Below are 22731 nucleotides of genomic sequence, written 5' to 3'. Positions count from 1 at the left end.
CCAAACCCCCTGGCGCGCCCTACAAACCCACGGGAGAACGTCCATGCGCGAGTACCTGCAATTCTATATCGATGGGAAATGGGTTGATCCGACCGAGGCCAAGACCCTCGACGTCATCAATCCCGCCACCGAAGCCGTCTGCGGCAAGATCTCGCTCGGCAACGCGACCGACGTCGACAAGGCCGTCAAGGCCGCCAAGGCCGCCTTCGTGACCTGGTCGCAGACCAGCCGTGAAGAGCGCCTGGAAGTCCTGGGCCGCATCCTGGCCGAATATCAGAAGCGCTTCGGCGACCTGGCCACGGCCGTGACCGAGGAAATGGGCGCTCCCGCCAGCCTGGCCCAGCGCGCCCAGGTTCCGATCGGCATGGGCCACCTGGCCACCGCCGTAGAAGTGCTGAAGACTTTCAAGTTCGAGGAAGACCGTGGCCCGACGATGATCGTCAAGGAGCCGATCGGCGTCTGCGGCTTCATCACCCCCTGGAACTGGCCCCTGAACCAGATCGTCTGCAAGGTGGCCCCGGCCATCGCGACGGGCTGCACCATGGTGCTGAAGCCTTCGGAAGTGGCCCCCTTCACCGGCCACATCTTCGCTGAGATCATGCATGCTGCGGGCGTTCCCGCCGGCGTGTTCAACATGGTCCAGGGCGACGGCCTCGGCGTCGGCGTCCCGCTGTCCAGCCACCCGGACGTGGACATGGTGTCCTTCACCGGCTCGACCCGCGCCGGCATCGAGGTGGCCAAGAACGCCGCTCCGACCGTCAAGCGCGTGGCCCAGGAACTGGGCGGCAAGAGCCCGAACATCGTCCTGGACGACTCGGCCTTCGCCAAGGGCGTGGCCCGTGGCGTCGCGACCATGATGACCAATTCCGGTCAGTCCTGTAACGCGCCGACCCGCATGCTGGTCCCTTCCGCCCGCATGGAAGAGGCGATCACGGTGGCCCGCGAAGCCGCCTCGACCATCACGGTCGGCGATCCCAACGGCAACGCCCAGCTGGGTCCGGTGGTCTCGGAAGTCCAGTTCAACAAGATCCAGAAGCTGATCCAGGCCGGCATCGACGAGGGCGCGACCGTCGTCATCGGCGGCGTGGGCCGTCCGGAAGGCCTGGACAAGGGCTATTATGTGAAGCCCACCGTCTTCGCCAACGTCACCAACGAGATGACCATCGCCAAGGAAGAGATCTTCGGCCCCGTGCTGTCGATCCTCGGCTATGAGACCCTCGACGAGGCGATCGCGGTCGGCAACGACACCGAGTACGGCCTGGCGGCTTACGTCCAGGCGGAAGACCTCTCCAAGGCCCGCGACGTGGCGAAGAAGCTGCGCGCCGGCCAGGTGTCGATCAACGGCGGTGGCGGCGACATGATGGCCCCCTTCGGCGGCTACAAGATGAGCGGCAACGGGCGCGAGTGGGGCGATTTCGCCTTCCACGAGTTCCTGGAAACCAAGGCCATCCTCGGCTACGCGCCGAAAGTCGCCGCGGAATAATCCAGTAAGGCGATCCCTCTCCCCTTGTGGGAGAGGGTGGCCCTGCGGAGCAGGGTCGGGTGAGGGGTTTCTCAAATCTCTCCCGATGTTGCGGCGGCTGCTGATGGATGGCGGAGCAAGACCCCTCATCCGTCGGCTTCGCCGCCACCTTCTCCCGCAAGGGGAGAAGGACAAATAAGAAGAATGCGCCGCACGCTCGTGGCGTCGGCGCCGGGAGAAGCCGCGTGTCCATCACCTGTGTCGCCGATGTCGCGCGCGTGCATGCCCAGGATCGCCCCAACGATCTCGCCCTGTGGTTCGAGGGTCAGGCGATCAGCTATGGCGAGCTTGATCGCCGCGCGTCCCAATGCGCCCAGGCCCTGATCGCGGCGGGCGTCCAGCCCGGCGACCGGATCGGGACCCTGGCCAAGGGCAATGCGGATTTCTACGTCCTGTGGTTCGGCTGCCTGAAAGCCCGGGCCTGCCTGACCCCCGTGAACTGGCGGCTCGCCCCGCCGGAGATCGCCTTCATCCTGAAGGACGCCGGCTGCAGGTTGGCGGTCATCGGCGCGGACTATGCTGCGACCCTGGCCAGCCTGGGCGCCGAGCTGCCGGATCTCAAGACCCTGATCCAGGTCGAACCCGGCCATCCGATCTGGCCGGGCTTTCAGGCCTGGATCGGCGCTCATCCAGCGACGGACCCGATGCCGCAGGCCCTGCCCGACGATGACGTCATCCAGCTCTACACCTCCGGCACCACCGGCCTGCCCAAGGGCGTGCAGCTGACCGAGACCAACTACGCCGCCTGTTTCGCCGGGGCGACCCAGGTCTGGGCCCGGTTCGAGGCGGGCGACGGGGTGCTGGTCGCCATGCCGCTGTTCCATGTGGCCGGGGCCAATCTGGGCATGCTGGCCCTGTTGCAGGGCGCGCGCACCGTGATCATGCGCGAGGTCGACTATGGGGCCATCCTGCGGCTGACCGGCGAGCACCGCATCCGCCACGCCTTCCTGGCGCCGGCGATCATCAACGCCCTGTTGCAGCATCCGGATATTGCGGACGCGGACCTCTCGACCCTGGACAAGGTCTATTATGGCGCCTCGCCGATCTCGGAGGAGGTGCTGACGCGGGCTCAGGCGCGGTTCGGCTCGGACTTCACCCAGCTCTATGGCCTGACCGAGACCATCGGCGGCGGGGCCTGGCTGTCACCGGCCGATCACGAGGCTTCGCGCGGCAAGCTGCGCGCCTGCGGGGTGGCGACGCCGGGCTATGAGCTCCGCGTCCGGGTCGACGGCCGAGACGCTGAGACCGGCGAGGTGGGTGAGATCGAGATCCGCTCCGCCGGGATCATGAAGGGCTATTGGAACCGGCCCGACGCCACGGCCCAGTCCATCGACGCCGAGGGCTGGTTCCGGTCCGGCGACGCGGGCTTCTTCGACGCCGACGGCTATCTGTTCATCCACGACCGGGTGAAGGACATGATCGTCTCCGGGGGCGAAAACGTCTATCCGGCCGAGGTCGAGAACGCCCTGTTCTCCCATCCCGCCGTGGCTGACGCCGCCGTGATCGGGGTGCCGGACGACCGCTGGGGCGAGGCGGTCAAGGCGGTGGTGGTGCTGGCGCCCGGCGCCGATCCCGACCCGGCCTCGATCATCGCCCACTGCCGGCCGCTGATCGCCGGCTACAAGGTTCCGAAGTCGGTGGACTTCATCCAGGTCCTTCCGCGCAACCCGTCGGGAAAGGTGCTGCGCCGCGAGCTGCGCGCGCCATTCTGGGCCGGGCGCGACCGCCAGGTCAGCTGAATTTCAAGAGAGAGCGAGACGCACCATGGATCCGCACATCAAGGCGATGATCGACGAACAGGCCGCTGCGGCCGCCGACGCGCCGGCCATGCCGCCGCTCGACCAGCTGCCCGCGGCCATGATCCGCGCCGGCTACACCATGCAGCGCCAGGCCCAGAACCAGAACGCGCCCAAGGACGTCGAAGCCCGCGACCTGAAGGTCGGCGGCGCGGCCGGCGAGATTCCGGCCCGGCTCTATACCCCTGCCGGCGCGCCGGCGATCACGCCCGGCCTGATCTATTTCCACGGCGGCGGATTCGCCATCGGCGACCTGGACAGTCACGACGGCCATTGCCGCCGCCTGGCCAGCTATGCCGGCATCCGGGTGATCGCCATCGACTACCGGCTTGCGCCCGAGCATCCGTTTCCGGCCAGCCATGACGATGCGCTGGAGGCGACCAAGTGGGTGTTCGACCACGCCGGCGAGCTCGGCATGGACCCGACGAAGCTGGCGGTCGGCGGCTGCTCGGCGGGTGGAAACCTCGCGGCCTCGGTCTCCATCGACCTGAAGGGCGATCCGGTCCGCAAGCTCGCCTATCAGCTGCTGCTCTATCCCGGCATCTGGCCGGACCAGGAGACCCAGTCGCGCAAGGACCTGGATGGTCCGCTGCTGACCAAGGAGGTCATGGCCTGGTTCGAGAAGTGCCTGGCCGCCGCCGGCCATCCCCAGGCGCACCGGGCCAATCTGGGATCCAAGGCCGACATCGCCGGCACGCCGCCGGCCCTGGTGGTCACCGCCGGCTATGATCCGCTGAAGGACGAGGGCCGCGACTATGCCGCGCGCCTGAACGCCGCCGGGGTCAAGGCGACCCACATCCAGTATGACGACATGGTCCACGACTTCTACATCCTGGGCGACGTCTCCCCGGCGGTGGAAGCCGCGGCCCGCGAAACGGCCGCGACGCTGAAGGCGGCGCTGGCCTGACGCGCGGACGCGTGGACGGGGTCAGTCCTCGTCCGCCGGCCCGTCCACGCGCGATCTCTGGCAGGCGGCCAGCACCGCCATGCCGACCAGGGCCGACAGCACTGATCCGGCCACCACGCCCAGCCGCACGCCGCCCTGGGCGGCGGCGTCGCCGAGCGGGAAGGCCAGGCCGCCGATGAACAGGCTCATGGTGAAGCCGACCCCGCACAGCAGGGAGACGCCATAGAGCTCGGCCCATTTGGCGCCGGTGGGACGCCGGGCCAGCTTCAGGCCGATGGCCAGGGCCGAGGCGCCGAACACCCCGACCTGCTTGCCGACGAACAGGCCCAGCGCCACGCCGATCGGGATCGGCCCCAGCAGCTGCGCCAGGGTCAGGCCCCGGAACGAGAAGCCGGCGGCGGTGAAGGCGAACAGCGGCAGGATCAGATAGGCGACATAGGGGTGCAGGCTGCGCATGAAATCGTGCAGCACCCCGGCCTCGCCATGGCGTCGCGCGCCGAGCGGGATGGTCATGGCGGCGGCGACACCGGCGAGCGAGGTGTTGACGCCGCTCTCCAGGGTGAAGGCCCAGACCACGGCGAACAGCACGGCGTAGAACAGATAGGGCGCATTGCGCCACCGCCCCAGCAAGGCCATCAGGCCGATGCCCGCCCCGGCCGCCGCCAGGGCCCAGACATTGACTTGCGCGGTGAACAACAGCGCGATCAGCCCTACGGCGCCCAGGTCGTCGGCGATGGCCAGGGTCAGCAGGAACACCCGCAGGGACGCGGGCAGGCGCGGGCCGGCCACGGCCAGGGCCGCGAGCGCGAAGGCGATGTCGGTGGCGACGGGGGTCGGCCAGCCGAGGGGCGCGCCGCCCGCGCCCAGGTTGCAGGCCAGATAGACCAGGGCTGGGACCGCCATGCCGCCGATCGCCGCCAGCACCGGCAGGGCCAGGCGCCTGGGATTGGACAGCTCGCCGCGCAGGATCTCGTACTTGATCTCCAGCCCGACCACGAAGAAGAACACGGCCATCAGCCCGTCCTTCACCCATTTGAGCACGGTCTTGGTTTCGTGGAAGGCGCCGATCTGGATGGTGATCGGGTGGCTGACAAAGTCGAAATAGCGGTGCGCCAGGGGTGAGTTGGCGATGACGATCGCGGCGAAGGCGGCGAAGGCCAGGATCAGGCCAGAGGCCGCCTCGGTCTTGAGGAATTCGAGTGTCGGGCGCCGGGACATGCGGCATGGCTAGCATGACCTCCGTGGCCGGAACATGACAATCGGGCGGTTCCTGACCCGGCGTCGGGCTTGCCCCACGGGCGCCGTCGGGCCATGTGGAGCCCATGCCCGTCTCGCCCGCCTACCGCCCCGATCCGCGTCTGCAAAAGCTGGGCGCCGACTTCGCCGACCCCGTCGTGGCGGCGGACTTTCCGCAGACGATCCTGCGGTTCCGCAATGACCGCGCGGCGGCCACGGTGGGGCTGGACGGCCTGACCGACGCGGAGTGGATCGCTCACTTCGGCCGCTTCCAGCCGCTGCCGGACAACCTGCCGGTGCCGCTGGCCCAGCGCTATCACGGCCACCAGTTCCGCACCTATAACCCCGATCTCGGCGATGGCCGGGGCTTCACCTTCGCCCAGCAGCGCGAGGCCGGGAGCGATCGGCTGTTGGATTTCGGGACCAAGGGTTCCGGCAAGACCCCCTGGTCGCGGACCGCCGACGGACGGCTGACGCTGAAGGGCGGCATGCGCGAGGTGCTGGCCACCGCCATGCTGGAGGCGCTGGGCGTGCCGACCTCCCGGTCGTTCTCGCTGATCGAGACCGGCGAGGACCTGGACCGCTCCGACGAACCCAGCCCCACGCGTTCGGCCGTGCTGGTGCGGCTGTCGCACAGCCATATCCGGTTCGGCACCTTCCAGCGCCAGGCCTTCCTGGAGCGGCCGGACAACGTCGCCAAGCTGGTCGATTATGTGATCGAGACCTACTACCCCGAGCTGGCTTCCGCCCCGGACTCGGCGGCGGCCCTGCTGCGCGCGGTGACGGCGCGCTCGGCCCGGCTGGCGGCCCGCTGGATGGCGGCGGGCTTCGTCCACGGGGTGCTCAACACCGACAATATGAACATCACCGGGGAGAGCTTCGACTACGGCCCCTACCGGTTCCTGCCGCGCAATGATCCGAATTTCGTGGCCGCCTATTTCGACCAGAACGGCCTCTACAGCTTCGGCCGCCAGCCGGAGGCGGTCTATTGGAACCTCCAGACCCTCGGCGGCGCCCTGTCGGCGACGACCGAGACCGAGCCGCTGGTGGAGGCCCTGAACAGCTTCCCCGAGGTCTATCGCGGCGAGCTGCGCGCCGCCCTGATGCGTCGGCTGGGGCTGAAGTCCAAGGGGCTCGATCACGACACCGGCCTGGTCAACGCCGCCTTCCAGGCGCTGTCGGACGGCGGCCCGCGCCTGCGCTGGGAGCCGTTCTTCTACGACTGGTTCTGTGGTGACGAGGGCAGGGCCATGGCCGGCCCCCGCGCCGACATCTATGCCGGCGCCGCCTTCGCCAATTTCCGCCTGCTGGTCGGGCGTACGGACCCCGACCGCCCCGAGCGGCTGGACAACCCCTATTTCCAGAGTCCGGAACCGCAGGAGCTGCTGATCGACGAGATCGAGGCGATCTGGGACGCCATCGCCGCGAACGACGACTGGGGCCCTTTCCACGCCAAGCTGGCGGCGATCGAGACGGCGCGGACCGCCTACGCCCTGGACTAGACGGCTTCGGCCGGCGCCACGGGCCTGGCGCGCGACGCCCATTGGGCCAGGACCACGCCGGACAAGGCGATGCCGGCGCCCAGCATCTGCAGGTGGCCGAACAGTTCGCCGAATATCCACCAGCCCAGCAGGGCGGCGACCACCGGCTGGATCAACACCACCACCGAGGCTGTGGCGGCGGGGAGGCGCCCCAGGGCCCAGGCGATCGAGCCTTGCCCGGCCACATGCATGATCCCCAGCCCGATGCAGGCGGCCCAGCCCGTCGAGGTGATCGGCAGCAGGCGCTCGCCCAGGCCGAGCGCCGCCAGCAGCATCAGCGGCGCGCCGGTCAGTGACGACCAGAACATGATCCGGGTGGCGGCCTGGCTCTGGCGGGCGCTGGAGACGGCCAGGAAGTACATGGCGTACCAGAAGGCTGTCGCCACCGAGAAGGCGTCGCCCAGGGCCGGCGCCTTGCCGAGCGCGCCGCCGTGGCGGGCGGCGGCCATGATCCAGGCGCCGGCCACGGCCAGGCCCACGGCGACCAGGAACATCCGGCGGGGCCGCTGCTTCAGGAAGATCCAGGCGACGGCGGTGACCACCACCGGGGTCAGGTTGGACAGCACGGTCGCCTTGGCCACCGAGGTGTAGGCGATGCCGTAGTGCCAGAAGCCCAGGTCGAAGGCGAAGGCTATGCCGGCCAGCACGGTGGCGCGGGTCGGGGCGCCGGTCCCGCCATTGCGGCGCGCCAGGATGAAGAGCAGGGGCAGGGAGAAGACCAGCCGCCACATGCCAGCTGCGGCTGGCCCGACCTCGGCCAGGCGCACGAAGATCGGGCCGACGCCAATGACGCTGGCCCCGGTCAGCAGCACGATCAGCGCGCGAGTGCGGTCGGTGTCGTGGCCCGTGGCGTCAGTCAAAGCCCAGCTCCCGTCGAAGCGTCTGGGCGGACATGCCCCGGTCGCGCAGCTCGGCGAGGGTCTCGGCCCGGTCGCGCTTGGCGTAGCGCTTGCCGTCCGGCCCGACGCGCAGCTGGTGGTGGCGATAGACCGGGCAGGGCAGGTCGAGCAAGGCCTGCAGCAGACGCTGGACATGGGCGGCCTCGAACAGGTCGCAGCCGCGAATGACATGGGTCACCCCCTGGCGGGCGTCGTCGACCACCACCGCCAGGTGATAGGCGACGCCGACGTCCTTGCGGGCCAGCACCACGTCGCCGCCCAGCTCGGGCCTGGCGGCGATGGTCCCGGTCTCGCCGCCCGGACCGGCGCCTTCCTCCAGGAATGTCAGGGCCTCGAACCCGCCCAGGGCCTGGGCGGCGGCGTCGAGGGACAGCCGCCAGGCGAAGGGCTCTCCCGCCGCCAGCCGTCGCGCCTCTTGGTCGGCGGGCAGGGCCGCGCCGCGCCAGGCCTCCATGGGGCCATGGGGCGCCCGCGCGCTCTCCTCGGCGATCTCGCGGCGGGTGCGGAAGCAGCGATAGACCAGGTCGCGGGCCTGCAGGCGGGCGATGGCCGCCTCATAGTCGGCGATGTGCTCGGACTGCCGCAGCACCGGGGTTTCCCAGTCGAGGCCCAGCCAGGCCAGGTCCTGATGAATCGCCGCCTCGAAAGGCGGGCGGCAGCGGGTGGCGTCGATGTCCTCGATGCGCAGGAGAAAGCGGCCATGCGCCTGGCGGGCGGCGGTCCAGGCGGTCAGGGCGGAATAGGCGTGTCCCCGATGCAGCCGGCCGGTGGGCGAGGGCGCGAAGCGGGTGACGAAGGGGTGGGCGGCGTCCGGCACGCCGCAGGTTTAGTCCGCCTTGTCCTTGGCGAACACCTGCATGTGCTCGAAGACCCCGTGGAAGAAGGCCTCCTCGCCGCCGACCGCCTCTTTCAGGTGGTCGAAGGACTTGAAGGACGCCATCTCGGCCAGTCCATGGGCCGCGCACCAGGCGGCGGTGGTGGCCAGCTCGAGCGCGATCTCGTCGGTCGGGTCGGCGCCGGCCTCGACCAGGGTGTCGCGCACCTGGCAATAGGCGCTGTCGTCCTTCATGCGCATCTGGGTGGGCAGGTCTTCCTTGTCGCGCGACCCGTCATACATCACGCGATAGAGGCTGGGATTGTCGCGGGCGAACAGCACATAGGCGACGCCCAGCCCGGCCATCTTCTCGTGCAGGCTGACCGCCTTGGCGCGGGCTGCGGTCAGGGCCTGGTTCAGCATCTCCCAGCCCTCATGGGCCACGGCGTCCAGCAACTCGCCCTTGTCCTTGAAGTGGTGGTAAGGCGCGGCGGGACTGACGCCGGCCTCGCGGGCCACGGCGCGCAGGGACAGGGCGGTGGGCCCTTCCTGCTCCAGAAGGCGTCGGGCGGCGTCGATCAGCGCGCGGCGAAGATCGCCGTGGTGATAGGGCCGGGACTCGGGGGCTGCAGCTTCTCTCATCGGGGGCACCGTAAATCTATATCTGGGCGCCGTAAAGATCATCTTGACGCCGCTCAGATCGGTGGTATCTAAGCATCGTTCAAATGAAAAACGCCTCCGCTCCCCCGGAGGTTCCAACTGAAAAGGTGTGTGTCATGTCTCTCGCGTCCCTCTCCAACTTCGAACGGCTCTTCGACCGGATCGCCCCCGTCTTCCTTCTGTTCCTCGGCGCCGTCGCCGCGGGCGCGGTCGCGGGTGTGGTGATCTAAAGCCGCGCATCGGTCCGACGATCGCAAGGGGGCCTTCGGGCCCCCTTTTTGTTGCGCACTGCCCCGCCACCGACCCTATTCATTTTCGCATAGTATACGATGTAAAATGTATCTGTACATTGCTCAGATATCGCCTATCTTAGCGTTGTCCAGATGGACAAGCCGATCGGCTTCCCGCCGCCGGCCAGACAAGAAAAAAGGAATGCCATCATGTCCGTTCGCAGCCTCCCCCGCTTCGCCCGCCTGTTCGACTCCGCCATTTCCGTGGCCTTCGTCGCGCTCAGCCTGGTTCTCGCCGGCGCCACCGCCGTCGCCGGCGTCTAAGAATGCCGGCCATCTACCCGGGCGCCGCCGTCTCGCCCGCCCCCTGACTCCCCCACTGAGCGGGCGGGCGAGACCATCGGCCCCAGGCATCCCGGCGACGATCCGCAAGGTCGTCATGGGAATGTCCCAGAATCGCTCCTATATTTCCTCTGCGTCGGGAATCGCCTCGCAGAGGTTGGGGTCCAAGACCCCAGCCCTCGTCCGGTCCGCCGATAGCGCGTTCGCGAATGAGGTCCCGTCTTCAGTCTCCACGCGTCCCACAGTCTCGCGCTGAAGCGCTCCGGGAGGTCCGGCGATGCAGGTGCTTAACCACCCGCCATCGGGCTGGCCCGCCCTCGTGCTGAACGCCGATTTCCGGCCGCTCAGCTATTATCCCCTGTCCCTGTGGCCCTGGCAGGATGTGATCAAGGCGGTGTTCCTGGATCGGGTGGACGTGGTCTCCACCTATGATCAGACGGTCCGCTCTCCGTCCTTCGAGATGCAGCTGCCCAGCGTCGTCGCGCTCAAGCAATATGTGCCCCAGGATCGGCCGCCGGCCTTCACGCGGTTCAACCTGTTCCTGCGTGACGCCTTCACCTGCCAGTATTGCCACGCCGCCGAGGACCTGACCTTCGACCATGTGGTGCCCCGCTCACGCGGCGGGCGGACGACGTGGGAGAACATCGTCACCGCCTGCGCCCGCTGCAACCTGACCAAGGGGGGGCGGACGCCGCATGAGGCGGGGATGCATCCCTTCCACCGCCCGCGCCGGCCCTCGGCCTTCGAACTCCAGGAACGCGGCCGCCGCTTCCCGCCGCACCACCTGCACCAGAGCTGGCTGGACTATCTCTACTGGGACATCGAGCTGGAGGCGTGAGCTCGGGCCGGCGGCGGGGCCGACGGTTCGCGCCAGGCGTCTTCGGTGTCGGTCTTGACGGCGCGTTCCTGCTGGATCCGCAGGAGCTCCAGCTCCACCCGGCTCTGCTGGAAGGTGCGATTCCAGCGCTGTTCCAGGGCCTGCATCAGGGTGGCGATGTCCACCGGGCCGGACTGGCTCTTCAGGGCGATCTGCACCATCTCCTTCAGGCTGCGCTTCTGGCGTCCCCGCGCGGCGGGGGGCTTGGGCGAGAAGCTGGAAGGTTCGGCCACAGCCTCGTTCTCGGCGGGCCGCCGGCCACGACGCGGGACGCCGCGCAGGGCTTCAAGCGCGCGGTTGGTGCTTTCGAGTTCAGCGATATAGGGCGCTTCCGCCCGCTTGCGAGCGACCTGCAGCTGATCGATCAGTTCCGCGCGATGCTGCAGCAACAGCTCCCAGGCGGTGCTCATGACACGTTTCTCCGGCCGGCCCGCGCCTCGCACGGACCTCGTCACGACACTGGATCAGGCAGCTGCTGCTGGGCTGCGTCGTCGACTTTTTCGACGAAGCTCCACGCCATGCCACGCGCTTCCGCGCGCGAAATCCGGGTGGTCGCCCCAGAGCTGCTTGCTCTCGTTCTGACTGTGATTTGGCCCGCCGCAGCGACCTATTGTCGCGACCGCGTGCTGGGACCATTTGCGGCCGAGGTGATTAAGAAGGCCTGAATCCGACCCATAATGGGTGTACCGTACCAGAAAAAGTTCGCGCGTGAGGCGAGCGCCGATCAGGCGATGTCGAACCTTACGGTTGAGCGGCCGAAATCCAGGGCCACGGCGTTGAACTGGGTCAGGAGGTCCATGCCCAGGATGATGGCCGGAGTCTTCTGCAGGTCCCACAGCTGGAACACGTGGGTCTCGGCGAAGACCACAGGGACGTTGCCGATGTTCAAGCCGCCCAGCCGCATGAACGGCACATAGAGCAAGTCGCCGGGGAAGGTCTCGCCGATCACCGTGGTGATATAGACCCGCTGGAACCGGTCGGCGTGGACGCTGCCTGACGTGGTGACCAGCTTGCGCAGGGCGTTGTTGCCCAGCGACAGCTCCGATCCGGAATCGATCATGGCGCTGATCCGCGCCCCCCCGACATCGGCGTCGATCAGGGTGAGCTGGCCCGAGCGCCGCCGCGCCGGCACCACGATCTGGCTGCCATGGCTGGTCTCGGTGACCGGGGCCATGATCTCGAGCTCATGGCCCTTGAAGTTCAACACCAGGCGCTGGCCCTTCAGCCAGTCGACGCCCAGCACCCCGTCGGCGTCGTCGCCGCCCACCAGGTCCAGGGCGGGGATCTTCACCCGCCGCTGCGAGCGGCTGCCCAGCTGCAGGCGGTCGATGATCACGGTCGGCCGCATCTGGGCCTTGACCACCGTGTGCACCGAGACCGGAGGGCCGGCGGGAAGGTTCAGCTTCTCGGCCAGCTTGCGGCTGATGCAGGAGCGGTTGGAGCCGGTGTCGACCAGGAACAGGAACGGCCCCTGACCATTGATCGTCACGGGGGCCACCATCCGCAGCGAGGAGTCGCGGCTGGTGGCCACCTTGCTGGGGTCGTGGCCTTCCACTTCCGGCTGGGCGGGATCGCTGGTCACGACCTGAGCGCGGGCGAGACTGAAGGGCGCGGCGGCGGCGAGCCCTGCGGCGGCCAGAAGGCCGGTGAGTTGGCGACGATCGGGCGTCATGTCGGAGGGCCCCTTATGGACCGCCACGCTAACGCCGATATCTCAGCCCGGCAAATGACCGCCATGTAATGCCGTCAGGATGTGCGCTGTTCCTCCGGCGGCTTCACCGTCCGGAACATGACCAGCAGCAGCAGATCATAGGTGATCTTCAGCCCGCCGCCGATCACCAGGGGCCAGGCGAAGGGGCTGAGCGTCAGGAGCGCGCCGGCCAGGGAGGGGCTCAGCGCCGAGGCCAGGCTGCGCGGCACATTGGTCACGCTGGCCGCCGCCGCCCGCTCCGGCGGGGTGACGATGGCCATGACGTAGGAGGTGCGGGCCGGCACATCCATGGCCGACAGGCTGGCGCGAACCAGCAGCAGGGCGATGGCGACGGGCAAGCTGGGGGCGAAGGCCACGGCGATCAGGCACAGCTGAGCCGGGATGTGGGTGAAGACCATGGTGTTGATCAGCCCGATCCTCTGGGCCAGCCGGCCGGAGGCGAGTTGCGAGAAGGCGGTCAGCACGCCCGACCAGAAGAAGAAGGCCGAGGCCGCGCCAAGGGACAGGCCCCAGGTGCGGAACAACCACAGGGCCAGCAGGGACTGGACCAGGAAGCCGCCCCCGAAGCTGTCGAGGCTGAACAGGCCCGCCAGCATCAGCACCCGGTTGCGTGATGGGCCGAGCGGCTGGCGCACGGGCTCGTCGCTGGGCGGGACGGAGGGGAGCTGGCGATAGAGGAAGAACACCGTGACCCCGATCAGGCCGTAGAGCATGAACAGGGCCCAGGCGACGTCCAGCTGGGTTGCGCCGATCACGCCGGCCAGCTTGGCCGCCAACCCCAGACCGAGTGCGCCGGCGGCGCCCAGCAGGGAGCCGGTCAGGCTGTAGCGGGCGAAGAGGCGGGTGCGCTGGTCGTCAGGCCCGGCATGGGCCAGCAGCGACTGTTCCAAGGGCAGGAAGGGGCTGACGTCGCCGCCGGAGGGATTGAGCGTGCCGATGAAGCCTACGATCATCAGCGGCCAGAAGGCGCGCACCTGGGCGAAGGCCAGGCCGGTGGCCAGCATCAGGCCGCAGGCGGCGAACAACAGCCGGCGCGGGGCGATACGGTGGGCGACCAGGCCGATCCCGAGGGTCAGGGCGGCGGAACCCAGCAGGGTGGCGGTGGTCAGCGCCCCCACCTGAAAGGGCGTGAAACCCAGGGCGGTCAGATAGACCGGGAGCAGCAGGGCCACGAAGCCGTCGGCAAAGGCGCGCAGGCCGCGCGCGGCGATGAGGATCCGGGCGGTGCGGGTCATCCCCCGCGCCGCGCATCCCGCCACATGGCCCAGATCGGCGGGGCGTCAGCCCGGGGCCGATATTCCTGGGTCACCTCGTAGCCATAGCGCCGGTAGAGCGGCACATTGGCGGCGTTGGTGCTCTCCAGATAGGACGGCAGGCCTACGGCGTCGATCCGGGCCAGGCCATCGGCCAGCAGCCGCGAGCCGACCCCCATGCCCTGGGCCTCGGGACGCACGCCCAGGAACCACAGATAGACGTGCGGGCGATCCATCGGGTGATGATGGTCCATGGCCGCGCGCATGGCGGTCATCCGCGAGAAGCGGCCCAGGCCCGTGGCCGCCAGTATGGTGGGGAGGGCACGCAACTCGGTCATCAGGGGGCTGGGGCCCAGGGTCTCGGACGGAATCCAGACTGCGGCCGCGCCGCCCGTCGCAGGACGGAACACCTGGCCGTCGTTCAGCGCTATGGCCCCCATCAACAGGCGGAACAGCTTCAGCCGGGCGGCGGGCCGCTGGGCGTCGTCGCGCATGAACCAGTTGAACTGGGGGTCCGTGGCGAAGGCCGCCGACAGGTCCTCGGCCAGGCCCTCGAGATCGGCATGGGTCGCCAGAGCCGGGGCCTCGGCGCCCCGGCGCAGGGCCTCGATGGCCTCAGGCGTCATAGCTTCTCGCTGATCTTGATGGCCGCGCGGCAGCCGGCCTGGATCACCGCCGAGAGCAGGGCGTAGCCGGGCGCCTCGCGGGCGCCTTCCTCTACCGCCGTGTCGCGGTGGGCCAGCTCCTCGTCGCGGAACTTGGAGAGCTCGGCGGCCAGGGCCGGTTCCCGGTCGGCCAGTTCGGCGATCTGGCCGGCATAGTGCTGCTCGATCACGTTCTCCACCGCCTCGGTGCAGGCGTGCGCCGCCTTGTCGCCCATCAGCGCCGTGCCGGCCCCGAGCGCGAAGCCGGCGAGCCGCCAGAACGGCGTCATGGCCGTGGGCCGCACCCCGTGCTCGGTCAGGAGCCGGTCGAAGCGCGCCAGGTGGACGGCCTCATGGCCCTCCATCTCTGCCAGCTGGGCGGCGGTGCGCTCATGGCCGCGACCGGCGCCCAGCACCGCCCGCTGGCCGCGATAAATGTGGACGGCCCCCAACTCCCCGGCATGGTCGACCCGCAGGATCTCCGCCAGCCGCGCCCCGGGCGCGCCGAGCCCCGGGCGGGGCGGGATGGGTTTCTCGCTCATGCGCGGCGTCGATCGTTCAGCACGGCCAGCACGCTCCAGGCGATGAGCTTCAGGCTGATCAGGGCGTTCCAGCCGGCCATGGACAGGCCGAGCCACCGCCAGGCGGCCTGGTCGCAGGCTGGCGGCTTGATCTTGGCCGTGCCGTTGGCGAGTGCGGTCAGGGAATTGAGATCGACCTTGGCCCCGCCGCCGGAACACTGGGTCGGGCCCGGCCACCACTTCCACTCCGCGCCGGAGTGGTAGATCGCCAGATAGAGCCCATAGGCGAAGATCACCGCCAGGGCCGCGTTGAAGGCCCAGCGCCAGCGGCGCACCGACGGCAGGCGGGTCAGGACGATCCCGGCCAGGGCCACGGTTCCGGCGACCCAATAGACCTCCCGCTGTCGCAGACACAGGGTGCAGGGCGCATAGCCGCCGAAGGTCTCGAAAGCGTGGGCGACGGCCAGCATCAGGGCGGCGGAAAACAGCGCCCAGGAGAGCCAACGGTCGCAGATTGCGCGGATTAAGCCGATCATGGACGCACTTATAGACCCAGCTTCCGGTCGGCGCGAAGAGGCTCTAGCCGAGGACCTTGATGGCGACGACCACCAGGACGATCAGCACAGCGATACCGCTGGCCACCAGGGCCAGCCGGCGCTCGACGAAGCCCTGGATGGGCGGGCCATAGACCTTGATCAGGCCGGCCAGCAGCGAGAACCGCAGGCCGCGCACCAGGATCGACACCCCGATGAACACCGGGAAGCTCAGATGGGCGACGCCGGATGCGATGGCCGTGATCTTGTAGGGGATCGGCAGGGCGATCATCAGCACGCCCCACTGGGCGTACCACTTGGTGAACTCCTCCATGGCGTTGGCGTGTCCGCTGAGTGACAGCAGCCAGGTGCCGAACTCATGCAGGAAATAGCCGACGGCGTAGCCGGTCGAGCCGCCCAGGATCGAGAACAGGGTGCAGAGCGCCGCATAGCGGAAAGCCTTGTCCCGCCGTGCGAGCACGATGGGCATCAACAGCACATCGGGCGGGATCGGGAAGAACAGGCCTTCGGCGAAGGCCACGGCCGCGAGATAGCGCGGCGCATGCCGCGAGCCGGCCAGGTTCATGACCCAGTCGTAGGATTTTCTAAGCATGGTGACCCAGGGAGGAAGATCACAGATTAGCTATCAGGCCTTGCCGGGCTTGTCTCCAGCCCTCGCCTCAGGCAGATAGTTTCAAACGATACCATTTCCGCCGGAGGCGAAATCATGAACGTCCAGGTTCCGAATTCCACCCGCGATCTGTTCGACAATCCGCTGGGCACCGACGGCTTCGAGTTCGTCGAGTTCACCTCGCCCGAGCCCGAGCGGCTGAAGGCCCTGTTCGAGATGATGGGCTTCACCGCCGTCGCCCGGCACCGCTCCAAGAACGTGCTGCGGTTCCGCCAGGGCGACATCAATTTCATCCTGAACATGGAGCCCCAGGGCCAGGCCGCCGAGTTCCGCGCCGCCCACGGTCCCTCGGCCAACGCCATGGCGTTTCGCGTGCGCGACGCCGCCGCCGCCCTGAAGCTGGCCGTCGAGCGCGGCGCCAAGGCCGTGCTGGGCCCGGTTGGGCCGATGGAGCTGAATATCCCGGCCATCGAGGGGATCGGCGGCTCGAACCTCTATCTGGTCGACCGCTACGGCGCCCAGGAGATCTATGACGTCGACTTCGTGGCCATTCCCGGCGCCGACGAGGCCATGGCGGCGAGCGCCGTCGGCCTGACCTATCTCGACCACCTGACCCACAACGTCCATCGCGGCCAGATGGCGACCTGGGCGGACTTCTACGAAAAGATCTTCAATTTCCGCGAGATCCGCTACTTCGACATCGAGGGCAAGCAGACCGCCCTGATCTCCAAGGCCATGACCAGTCCCTGCGGCAAGATCCGCATCCCGCTCAACGAGAGCCAGGACGAGCACTCCCAGATCGAGGAGTTCCTGAAGGACTACAAGGGCGAGGGCATCCAGCACGTGGCCCTGGGGGCCGAGGACATCTTCGCCGCCGTCGAGGCCATGCGCGGGCGCGGCGTGACGTTCCAGGACACCATCGACACCTATTTCGATGGCATCGACGCCCGGGTCCCGGGCCATGGCGAGGACGTGGAACGGCTGCGCGCCAACCGCATCCTGGTCGACGGCGCCCCCACCGAGGGCCAGGGCCTGCTGCTGCAGATCTTCACCGAGAACATGATCGGGCCGATCTTCTTCGAGCTGATCCAGCGCAAGGGCAATGAGGGCTTCGGCGAGGGCAACTTCAAGGCCCTGTTCGAGTCCATCGAGCTCGACCAGATCCGCCGGGGTGTGCTTCCCGCCAAGGAAGGCTAGGCTCGGCCCATGACGGACAGTGCTTCGCGGCCCCGATGGGCGATCGTGGTTCATGGCGGCGCCGGGGTGATCGAACGCGCCCGGCTGAAGCCCGCCCAGGAACAGGCCTATCGCGAGGCCCTGGCCCAGGTGGCGCAGGCCGGCGCGGGGGTGCTGGAGGCCGGAGGCTCGGCGCTCGACGCCATCGAGACCTCGGTGCGCCTGCTGGAGGATGACCCGCTGTTCAATGCTGGCCTGGGCGCGGTGTTCACCGCCGAGGGCCGCAACGAGCTGGACGCCGCGATCATGGATGGGGCGACCCTGGGCGCCGGCGCCGTGGCCGGGGTGACCCGCACCCGACACCCGATCAGCCTCGCCCGCGCGGTCATGGAGCGATCCGGCCACGTCATGCTGATCGGCGAGGGCGCCGAGGCCTTCGCCCGCCATGACGGCCAGGAGGCGGCCGGTCCCGGCGCCTTCTTCACCGAGCGTCGCTGGCGCAGCCTGGTCAATTTCTTGACCGCCGAGGGCCTGCCCATCCCGGCCAAGCCCCAGGCCACGCGCGACAATCCCAAGGCGGAGCTGGCCCATGACGAGGGCAAGCATGGCACGGTCGGCGTCGTCGCCCTGGACATGGCCGGCCATGTGGCGGCCGGCACCTCGACCGGCGGCGTCACCGGCAAGCGCTGGGGCCGGGTGGGCGATTCCCCGGTGATCGGGGCCGGCACCTATGCCTCGGACAGGGCCTGCGCGGTTTCCGCCACGGGGGCCGGCGAATATTTCATCCGGCTCGGCGTGGCCCAGGCGATCTGCGCCCTGGTCGAGCTGAAGGGGCTCAGCCTGCAGGCGGCGGTCGATGAGGTGGTCCAGGACCGGCTCACCGCGCTCGGCGGCGACGGCGGGGTGATCGCCGTGGCCCCCGACGGCCAGATGGCCTGGAGCTTCAACACCTCGGGCATGTATCGCGCCCGGATCGCCGAGGGCCGACCCCTGGAGGTCGGCGTCTACAAGGACGATGTGTGATGTCCCGCAACTGGATCCCCGTCCGCGGCGCGCAAGGGCTGCATTCGCGCCAGGCCCATGCCGACATGCCGGCGGGGACCTATGAGCGCGAGATCTCCAAGGAGGGGTTCTTCGGTCCCGCCGCCTTCCTGCACCACAAACGCCCGCCCACGGGCTGGGTGAGGTTCGAGGGGCCGCTCAGGCCCCGGGCCTTCGACCTCGCCCGGCTGAACGAGGCCTCGGCCTCGCCCTGGAACGCGCCGGTGGTGCTGCACAATGGCGCGACCGAGATGCGGTTCTGGAAGCTGGCCGCGCCCATGCCGGCGCTCGCCCGCAACGCCGACGGCGACCAGCTGTTGTTCGTCCATCAGGGCGCGGGCGACCTCTACTGCGACTATGGCCGCATCGCCTATGCGGCCGGCGACTATCTCTATCTGCCGCGCGGGACCATGTGGCGGCTGACGCCCACTGAGCCCACCGCCGTCCTGATGATCCAGGCGACCAACAGCCACTTCACCCTGCCGGACCGGGGCCTGCTCGGCGGTCACGCCCAGTTCGATCCGGCCATGCTGGACACCCCGGCCATGGACGCGGCCTTCCTGGCCCACCAGGCGGAGGAGGGGGAGTTTCCGGTCGAGATCAAGAAGCGCGGCCAGGTCTCGGTGGCGACCTATCCCTACAACCCGCTCGACGCGGTCGGCTGGCATGGCGAGCTCGCGCCCGTGCGGCTGAACGTCAAGGACCTGCGGCCCGTAGCCAGCGCCCGCTACCACCTGCCGCCCTCGGTCCACACCACCTTCCTGTCGGACCGGTTCGTGGTCTGCACCTTCGCGCCCCGGCCGTTCGAGACCGATCCCGGCGCGCTCAAGGTGCCGTTCTTTCACAACAATGACGATTTCGACGAGGTGCTGTTCTACCACGCCGGAGACTTCTTCAGCCGCGACAACATCGACGCCGGCATGATGACCTTCCATCCCTCGGGCTTCACCCATGGGCCGCATCCCAAGGCGCTCAAGAACATGCTGGTCCAGCCCAAGGCGGCGACCGATGAATACGCCGTGATGATCGACACGCGAGATCCGCTGGAGGTCGGCGACGCGGCGTCTATGGTGGAGAACACCGCTTACGTGGACAGCTGGAAGACCGCCGACTGAATGGCCCAGATCGATCGCAAGGCCGACCTCGCCGAAGCCGCCTCCGAGGAACTGGAGCGGGCCTGCGAACTGGGTTGGCGCGAGCTGTCCCAGGTCACCCCCTGGGGCGACACCTATGAGGGCTTCACCCCCGCCGGCCGCACCGCCCAGTTCGAGCGCAACTATCTGTGGGCCGGCCAGCCCAGGGGCGACATCTGCGTCGAAGTCGTGGTCTATCAACCGGAAGCCCATGAGCAGGGCGTGAAATTGACCCGGCTCATTCGCCGCCCCTGATCGGGGGCGCAGACAATAGACGGCGCCGATCAACGGCGTCGATTTGGAGGAGACGAAGATGAAGCTGGCTTCGCTGAAGTGGGGCCGTGACGGCCGCCTCGTGGTCGTCTCCAATGATCTGGCCTGGTGCGTCGAGGCCGTGGGCGTCGCGCCCACCCTGCAGGCCGCGCTCGACGACTGGGAGCGCTGCGAACCCCTGCTGCGCGGACTGTCGGAGAGCCTGGAGCATGGCTCCATCCCCCGGGTGCGCTTTCACGAGCATGCCGCCGAGAGCCCCCTGCCCAGGGCCTATCAGTGGGCGGACGGCTCGGCCTATGTGAACCACGTGGCCCTGGTGCGGAAGGCGCGCGCCGCCGACATGCCCGCCAGCTTCTGGACCGACCCCCTGATGTACCAGGGCGGCTCCGACGACTTCCTGGCCCCGCGCGATCCGATCCCCCTGGCCGACGAGGCCTGGGGTTGCGACATGGAGGGCGAGATCGCGGTGGTGGTCGGCGACGTGCCCCAGGGCGCGACCCGCGAGGAAGGCCTGGCGGCGATCCGCCTGGTGATGCTGGCCAATGACGTCTCGCTCCGCAACCTGATCCCGGGCGAGCTTTCCAAGAACTTCGGCTTCTTCCAGTCCAAGCCGGCCTCGGCCTTTTCGCCGGTCGCCGTGACGCCCGACGCGCTCGGCGACGCCTGGAAGGACGGCAAGCTGCACGGCGCGCTGGAGGTCGAGCTCAATGGCCAGGTGCTGGGCGAGGCCGATGCGGGGGTCGACATGACCTTCGACTTCGGAACCCTGATCGCCCACGCCGCCAAGACCCGGCGGCTGTGCGCCGGTACGATCATCGGCTCGGGCACGGTGTCGAATCGCGGCGCCGATGGCGGTCCAGGCAAACCCGTCGCGGAGGGCGGTGTTGGCTATTCCTGCCTCGCCGAATTGCGCACCATCGAAACCCTTGCCCATGGCGCGCCCACCACGCCGTTCCTGAAGGCTGGAGATCGCGTCAGGATTGAAATGCGCGACGCCCGTCGCCACTCCATGTTCGGCGCCATCGAACAGGAGATCGTCAGCCCATGACCCTGCCGTCCCAGCCCCCGGAGGCCCCGGTTCCGGGCGATCTGAAGCTGGACGCCTATCTGCCCTACAGGCTCTCGGTCGCCTCCAACGCGGTCTCGGGCCTGATCGCCCGGGCCTATGAGGACCGCTTCGGACTGACCATCCCGCAGTGGCGGCTGATCTGTGTCCTGGCCGAGGATGGCGGGCTCACCCAGGGGGCGGTGGTGGCGCGCACCGGCATGGACAAGGTGACGGTCAGCCGCGCCGCCCAGGGTCTGGCCAAGCGCCGGCTGGTGCAGCGCGCCGACCACCACGCCGATGGCCGTTCGCACTTTCTGGCGCTGAGCCAGGAGGGCGCCCGGCTGCATGCCGAGATCGCCCCCTTGGCGCTCGCCTATGAGGCGGCGCTGATCTCCGGCCTGGCGCCGACCGAGGTGGCCCTGCTCAAGCGGTTGCTGTCACGGCTGCAAAGCGCCGCCCATGCCCTGAGCGGCGAGCCGTCGCCGGGCTGATGGGTCAGGCGGGGGCGCGGACCGCCCAGCGGTGCGAACCTTCGCCGAATTTCAGGTGGAAGCCGAGCGCCGTGCGCAAGGTCTCGTCGCGGCAAGCGCTCTCGAAGCTGACGATCACCTCGCGCTCCAGGTCCGGCGGAATGTGTCGGACGTCCAGGCCGCGTTCCCGCGCCAGCTGGGCGATGACCTCCTTGCGGTGCGCCTCGCCGCCAAACAGCAGCAGGGTCTCTCGAATTCGCTGGGCCAACCCCGCCTGAGTCGCGGTGCTCGCCTTGCGGCCTCTGGGATTCCGCGCGTGCGCCATCTTCGAACCCTCCCGTGCGAACGATATGTTTCGCACGTTTAACGGGCGGTCAATAGTCGAGCTTAATCCGCATGGGGATGGTCTTAACCAGCCCCGAGCGCGGCGGCGGTCTGGTAGACGATCAGGGCGGCGACATAGGCGAGCGCGATCATGTAGAGGAACATGATCGTCGGCCACTTCCAGCTGTTGGTCTCGCGCTTCACGACCCCCAGGGTCGCCACGCATTGGGGCGCGAAGATGTACCAGGCCAGGAAGGCCAGGCCCGAGCCCAGCGACCACTGGTGGGCCAGGACCTGGGACAGGCTGGCGCCGTCGGCCCCGCCAACCGCGTAGACCGTGCCCAGCGCCGCCACCGCCACCTCACGGGCCGCCATGCCGGGCACCAGCGCGATGGTCATCTGCCAGTTGAAGCCGATGGGGGCGAGCAGGGGCTGCAGCACATGGCCGATCATGCCGGCCAGGCTGTAGTCGATGGCCGGCAGGGTCGCGCCGGCCGGGGCGCCGGGGAAGGTCGACAGGAACCACACCACCACCATCAGCGGCAGGATGATGCGGCCGGCCCGGCTGATGAAGATCTGGCCGCGCTGGATCAGCTGCCGGATCACATTGGCCGCGTCCGGCGCCTTGTAGGTGGGAAGCTCCATCATGAAGGGCTCGGACAGGCCCCGCCAGAAGAAGCGCCGCATGACGAAGGAGGCGGCGAGCGCCGAGAGAATGCCCGCCGCATAGAGCCCGAACATCACCAGGCCCTGCAGGCTGGCGAAGCCCAGCACCGTCTTGTGCGGCACCACGGCCCCGATGATCAGCGTGTAGACCGGAATCCGCGCCGAACAGGTCATCAGCGGTGCGACCAATATGGTGGTCAGGCGGTCGCGTTTGGAATCGATCACCCGTGTCGACATGATCCCGGGGATGGCGCAGGCGAAGCTGGACAGAAGCGGGATGAAGGCGCGGCCGTGCAGGCCGGCGCCGCCCATGATCTTGTCCATCAGGAAGGCGGCGCGCGCCATGTAGCCGGAATCCTCCAGCATGATGATGAACAGGAACAGGATCAGAATCTGCGGCAGGAAGACCAGCACGCTGCCGACCCCGGCGATCACCCCGTCGACGATCAGGCTGCGCAGCATGCCGTCGGGCATGACCTGGGC

General features: G+C 68.8%; 24 protein-coding genes. 11 read left to right on the top strand and 13 right to left on the bottom strand.

The window, feature by feature from the left end:
* The first annotated feature begins 43 nt into the window (after positions 1-43).
* The 3 genes from Q7P21_RS05775 (at position 44) to Q7P21_RS05765 (ending at position 4225) form a co-directional block, all read left to right on the top strand.
* Positions 44-1483 (top strand): aldehyde dehydrogenase family protein, encoded by a 1440-nt coding sequence (locus tag Q7P21_RS05775; RefSeq protein ID WP_304164854.1) that lies wholly within the window; start codon positions 44-46, stop codon positions 1481-1483.
* A 224-nt stretch (positions 1484-1707) separates the two neighbouring features.
* A complete protein-coding gene (locus Q7P21_RS05770) occupies positions 1708-3261 on the top strand; it encodes a long-chain-fatty-acid--CoA ligase (RefSeq protein WP_304176168.1) in 1554 nt (517 codons plus the stop codon).
* Between the two features lie 25 nt (positions 3262-3286).
* A complete protein-coding gene (locus Q7P21_RS05765) occupies positions 3287-4225 on the top strand; it encodes an alpha/beta hydrolase (protein WP_304164857.1) in 939 nt (312 codons plus the stop codon).
* Between the two features lie 21 nt (positions 4226-4246).
* Here Q7P21_RS05765 and nhaA read toward each other — a convergent pair whose 3' ends face one another.
* Positions 4247-5443, bottom strand: coding sequence for a Na+/H+ antiporter NhaA (gene nhaA, locus Q7P21_RS05760; protein ID WP_304164858.1), 1197 nt, complete (start codon positions 5441-5443; stop codon positions 4247-4249).
* Between the two features lie 104 nt (positions 5444-5547).
* Between nhaA and Q7P21_RS05755 the strand changes: the two genes are divergently transcribed.
* Complete coding sequence (locus tag Q7P21_RS05755; protein WP_304176166.1) at positions 5548-6963, top strand: protein adenylyltransferase SelO; 1416 nt, start codon at positions 5548-5550, stop codon at positions 6961-6963.
* On the opposite strand, the gene Q7P21_RS05750 is transcribed toward Q7P21_RS05755, so the two are convergent.
* The 3 genes from Q7P21_RS05750 to Q7P21_RS05740 are packed head-to-tail and all read right to left on the bottom strand — an operon-like array spanning position 6960 to position 9357.
* Positions 6960-7862 carry a DMT family transporter gene (locus Q7P21_RS05750; protein ID WP_304176164.1) on the bottom strand — a complete coding sequence of 301 codons (903 nt, stop codon included), beginning with the start codon at positions 7860-7862 and terminating at the stop codon, positions 6960-6962. The two genes, Q7P21_RS05755 and Q7P21_RS05750, sit on opposite strands and share 4 nt — an antisense overlap.
* Entirely contained in the window at positions 7855-8718 is an 864-nt protein-coding gene (gene gluQRS, locus Q7P21_RS05745) for a tRNA glutamyl-Q(34) synthetase GluQRS (protein ID WP_304165358.1), read from the bottom strand. Before gluQRS ends, Q7P21_RS05750 begins: the two co-directional genes overlap by 8 nt.
* Before the next feature lie 9 nt (positions 8719-8727).
* Positions 8728-9357, bottom strand: a complete 630-nt coding sequence (locus tag Q7P21_RS05740) for a TetR/AcrR family transcriptional regulator (protein ID WP_304165357.1) — start codon at positions 9355-9357, stop codon at positions 8728-8730.
* Between the two features lie 867 nt (positions 9358-10224).
* Between Q7P21_RS05740 and Q7P21_RS05735 the strand changes: the two genes are divergently transcribed.
* Positions 10225-10785 carry an HNH endonuclease gene (locus tag Q7P21_RS05735; RefSeq protein ID WP_304165355.1) on the top strand — a complete coding sequence of 187 codons (561 nt, stop codon included), beginning with the start codon at positions 10225-10227 and terminating at the stop codon, positions 10783-10785.
* Here Q7P21_RS05735 and Q7P21_RS05730 read toward each other — a convergent pair.
* From Q7P21_RS05730 to Q7P21_RS05700, 7 genes are all read right to left on the bottom strand, one after another.
* A complete protein-coding gene (locus tag Q7P21_RS05730; protein WP_304165353.1) occupies positions 10758-11234 on the bottom strand; it encodes a hypothetical protein in 477 nt (158 codons plus the stop codon). The two genes, Q7P21_RS05735 and Q7P21_RS05730, sit on opposite strands and share 28 nt — an antisense overlap.
* A 314-nt stretch (positions 11235-11548) precedes the next feature.
* A complete protein-coding gene (locus tag Q7P21_RS05725; RefSeq protein ID WP_304165351.1) occupies positions 11549-12496 on the bottom strand; it encodes a retroviral-like aspartic protease family protein in 948 nt (315 codons plus the stop codon).
* 74 nt (positions 12497-12570) lie between these two features.
* Positions 12571-13770, bottom strand: a complete 1200-nt coding sequence (locus Q7P21_RS05720; RefSeq protein WP_304176162.1) for an MFS transporter — start codon at positions 13768-13770, stop codon at positions 12571-12573.
* Positions 13767-14414, bottom strand: coding sequence for an N-acetyltransferase (locus Q7P21_RS05715; RefSeq protein ID WP_304176160.1), 648 nt, complete (start codon positions 14412-14414; stop codon positions 13767-13769). The genes Q7P21_RS05720 and Q7P21_RS05715 overlap by 4 nt, the downstream gene beginning before the upstream one ends.
* Entirely contained in the window at positions 14411-14974 is a 564-nt protein-coding gene (locus tag Q7P21_RS05710) for a demethoxyubiquinone hydroxylase family protein (protein WP_304176159.1), read from the bottom strand. Before Q7P21_RS05710 ends, Q7P21_RS05715 begins: the two co-directional genes overlap by 4 nt.
* The gene (locus tag Q7P21_RS05705) at positions 14971-15489 is read right to left on the bottom strand and encodes a disulfide bond formation protein B (protein ID WP_304165346.1); all 519 of its coding nucleotides are present in this window, start codon (positions 15487-15489) and stop codon (positions 14971-14973) included. Before Q7P21_RS05705 ends, Q7P21_RS05710 begins: the two co-directional genes overlap by 4 nt.
* A gap of 43 nt (positions 15490-15532) precedes the next feature.
* Positions 15533-16099: a YqaA family protein gene (locus Q7P21_RS05700; protein WP_304165343.1), complete on the bottom strand. Its 567-nt coding sequence runs from the start codon at positions 16097-16099 to the stop codon at positions 15533-15535.
* 114 nt (positions 16100-16213) lie between these two features.
* Here Q7P21_RS05700 and hppD point away from each other — a divergent pair, with 114 nt between their 5' ends.
* The 6 genes from hppD to Q7P21_RS05670 are packed head-to-tail and all read left to right on the top strand — an operon-like array spanning position 16214 to position 21279.
* Entirely contained in the window at positions 16214-17314 is a 1101-nt protein-coding gene (gene hppD / locus Q7P21_RS05695) for a 4-hydroxyphenylpyruvate dioxygenase (RefSeq protein ID WP_304176157.1), read from the top strand.
* Between the two features lie 9 nt (positions 17315-17323).
* Complete coding sequence (locus Q7P21_RS05690; protein WP_304176155.1) at positions 17324-18316, top strand: isoaspartyl peptidase/L-asparaginase family protein; 993 nt, start codon at positions 17324-17326, stop codon at positions 18314-18316.
* Entirely contained in the window at positions 18316-19449 is a 1134-nt protein-coding gene (locus tag Q7P21_RS05685) for a homogentisate 1,2-dioxygenase (RefSeq protein WP_304165337.1), read from the top strand. The genes Q7P21_RS05690 and Q7P21_RS05685 overlap by 1 nt, the downstream gene beginning before the upstream one ends.
* Positions 19450-19722, top strand: coding sequence for a hypothetical protein (locus Q7P21_RS05680; RefSeq protein ID WP_304165335.1), 273 nt, complete (start codon positions 19450-19452; stop codon positions 19720-19722).
* Positions 19723-19780: 58 nt separating this feature from the next.
* The gene (locus Q7P21_RS05675; protein ID WP_304165334.1) at positions 19781-20788 is read left to right on the top strand and encodes a fumarylacetoacetate hydrolase family protein; all 1008 of its coding nucleotides are present in this window, start codon (positions 19781-19783) and stop codon (positions 20786-20788) included.
* Positions 20785-21279, top strand: coding sequence for a MarR family winged helix-turn-helix transcriptional regulator (locus Q7P21_RS05670; protein WP_304165333.1), 495 nt, complete (start codon positions 20785-20787; stop codon positions 21277-21279). Before Q7P21_RS05675 ends, Q7P21_RS05670 begins: the two co-directional genes overlap by 4 nt.
* A 4-nt stretch (positions 21280-21283) precedes the next feature.
* On the opposite strand, the gene Q7P21_RS05665 is transcribed toward Q7P21_RS05670, so the two are convergent.
* Both Q7P21_RS05665 and Q7P21_RS05660 read right to left on the bottom strand, forming a co-directional pair.
* Positions 21284-21583 (bottom strand): hypothetical protein, encoded by a 300-nt coding sequence (locus Q7P21_RS05665; protein ID WP_304165331.1) that lies wholly within the window; start codon positions 21581-21583, stop codon positions 21284-21286.
* An 83-nt stretch (positions 21584-21666) separates the two neighbouring features.
* Positions 21667-22731 (bottom strand): ferrous iron transporter B (locus Q7P21_RS05660; protein ID WP_304176153.1); only part of this gene is annotated, 1065 nt, incomplete at its 5' end.

Source organism: Phenylobacterium aquaticum (assembly GCF_947378715.1).
Classification (GTDB): domain Bacteria; phylum Pseudomonadota; class Alphaproteobacteria; order Caulobacterales; family Caulobacteraceae; genus Phenylobacterium; species Phenylobacterium aquaticum_A.
The sequence above is the reverse complement of the archived record's forward strand: the minus strand, read 5'-3'. Positions and strand labels throughout refer to the sequence as shown.

Excerpts from the sequence above, each read along its gene's own strand:
- Q7P21_RS05715 (WP_304176160.1), bottom strand. The coding sequence starts at position 14,414 with ATGACGCCTGAGGCCATCGAGGCCCTGCGCCGGGGCGCCGAGGCCCCG.
- Q7P21_RS05755 (WP_304176166.1), top strand. The coding sequence starts at position 5,548 with ATGCCCGTCTCGCCCGCCTACCGCCCCGATCCGCGTCTGCAAAAGCTG.
- Q7P21_RS05685 (WP_304165337.1), top strand. The coding sequence starts at position 18,316 with ATGTCCCGCAACTGGATCCCCGTCCGCGGCGCGCAAGGGCTGCATTCG.
- Q7P21_RS05670 (WP_304165333.1), top strand. The coding sequence starts at position 20,785 with ATGACCCTGCCGTCCCAGCCCCCGGAGGCCCCGGTTCCGGGCGATCTG.
- Q7P21_RS05705 (WP_304165346.1), bottom strand. The coding sequence starts at position 15,489 with ATGATCGGCTTAATCCGCGCAATCTGCGACCGTTGGCTCTCCTGGGCG.
- Q7P21_RS05740 (WP_304165357.1), bottom strand. The coding sequence starts at position 9,357 with ATGAGAGAAGCTGCAGCCCCCGAGTCCCGGCCCTATCACCACGGCGAT.
- Q7P21_RS05725 (WP_304165351.1), bottom strand. The coding sequence starts at position 12,496 with ATGACGCCCGATCGTCGCCAACTCACCGGCCTTCTGGCCGCCGCAGGG.
- hppD (WP_304176157.1), top strand. The coding sequence starts at position 16,214 with ATGAACGTCCAGGTTCCGAATTCCACCCGCGATCTGTTCGACAATCCG.
- Q7P21_RS05730 (WP_304165353.1), bottom strand. The coding sequence starts at position 11,234 with ATGAGCACCGCCTGGGAGCTGTTGCTGCAGCATCGCGCGGAACTGATC.
- Q7P21_RS05775 (WP_304164854.1), top strand. The coding sequence starts at position 44 with ATGCGCGAGTACCTGCAATTCTATATCGATGGGAAATGGGTTGATCCG.
- Q7P21_RS05690 (WP_304176155.1), top strand. The coding sequence starts at position 17,324 with ATGACGGACAGTGCTTCGCGGCCCCGATGGGCGATCGTGGTTCATGGC.
- Q7P21_RS05680 (WP_304165335.1), top strand. The coding sequence starts at position 19,450 with ATGGCCCAGATCGATCGCAAGGCCGACCTCGCCGAAGCCGCCTCCGAG.
- Q7P21_RS05710 (WP_304176159.1), bottom strand. The coding sequence starts at position 14,974 with ATGAGCGAGAAACCCATCCCGCCCCGCCCGGGGCTCGGCGCGCCCGGG.
- Q7P21_RS05665 (WP_304165331.1), bottom strand. The coding sequence starts at position 21,583 with ATGGCGCACGCGCGGAATCCCAGAGGCCGCAAGGCGAGCACCGCGACT.
- Q7P21_RS05700 (WP_304165343.1), bottom strand. The coding sequence starts at position 16,099 with ATGCTTAGAAAATCCTACGACTGGGTCATGAACCTGGCCGGCTCGCGG.
- Q7P21_RS05720 (WP_304176162.1), bottom strand. The coding sequence starts at position 13,770 with ATGACCCGCACCGCCCGGATCCTCATCGCCGCGCGCGGCCTGCGCGCC.
- nhaA (WP_304164858.1), bottom strand. The coding sequence starts at position 5,443 with ATGTCCCGGCGCCCGACACTCGAATTCCTCAAGACCGAGGCGGCCTCT.
- Q7P21_RS05765 (WP_304164857.1), top strand. The coding sequence starts at position 3,287 with ATGGATCCGCACATCAAGGCGATGATCGACGAACAGGCCGCTGCGGCC.
- Q7P21_RS05735 (WP_304165355.1), top strand. The coding sequence starts at position 10,225 with ATGCAGGTGCTTAACCACCCGCCATCGGGCTGGCCCGCCCTCGTGCTG.
- Q7P21_RS05675 (WP_304165334.1), top strand. The coding sequence starts at position 19,781 with ATGAAGCTGGCTTCGCTGAAGTGGGGCCGTGACGGCCGCCTCGTGGTC.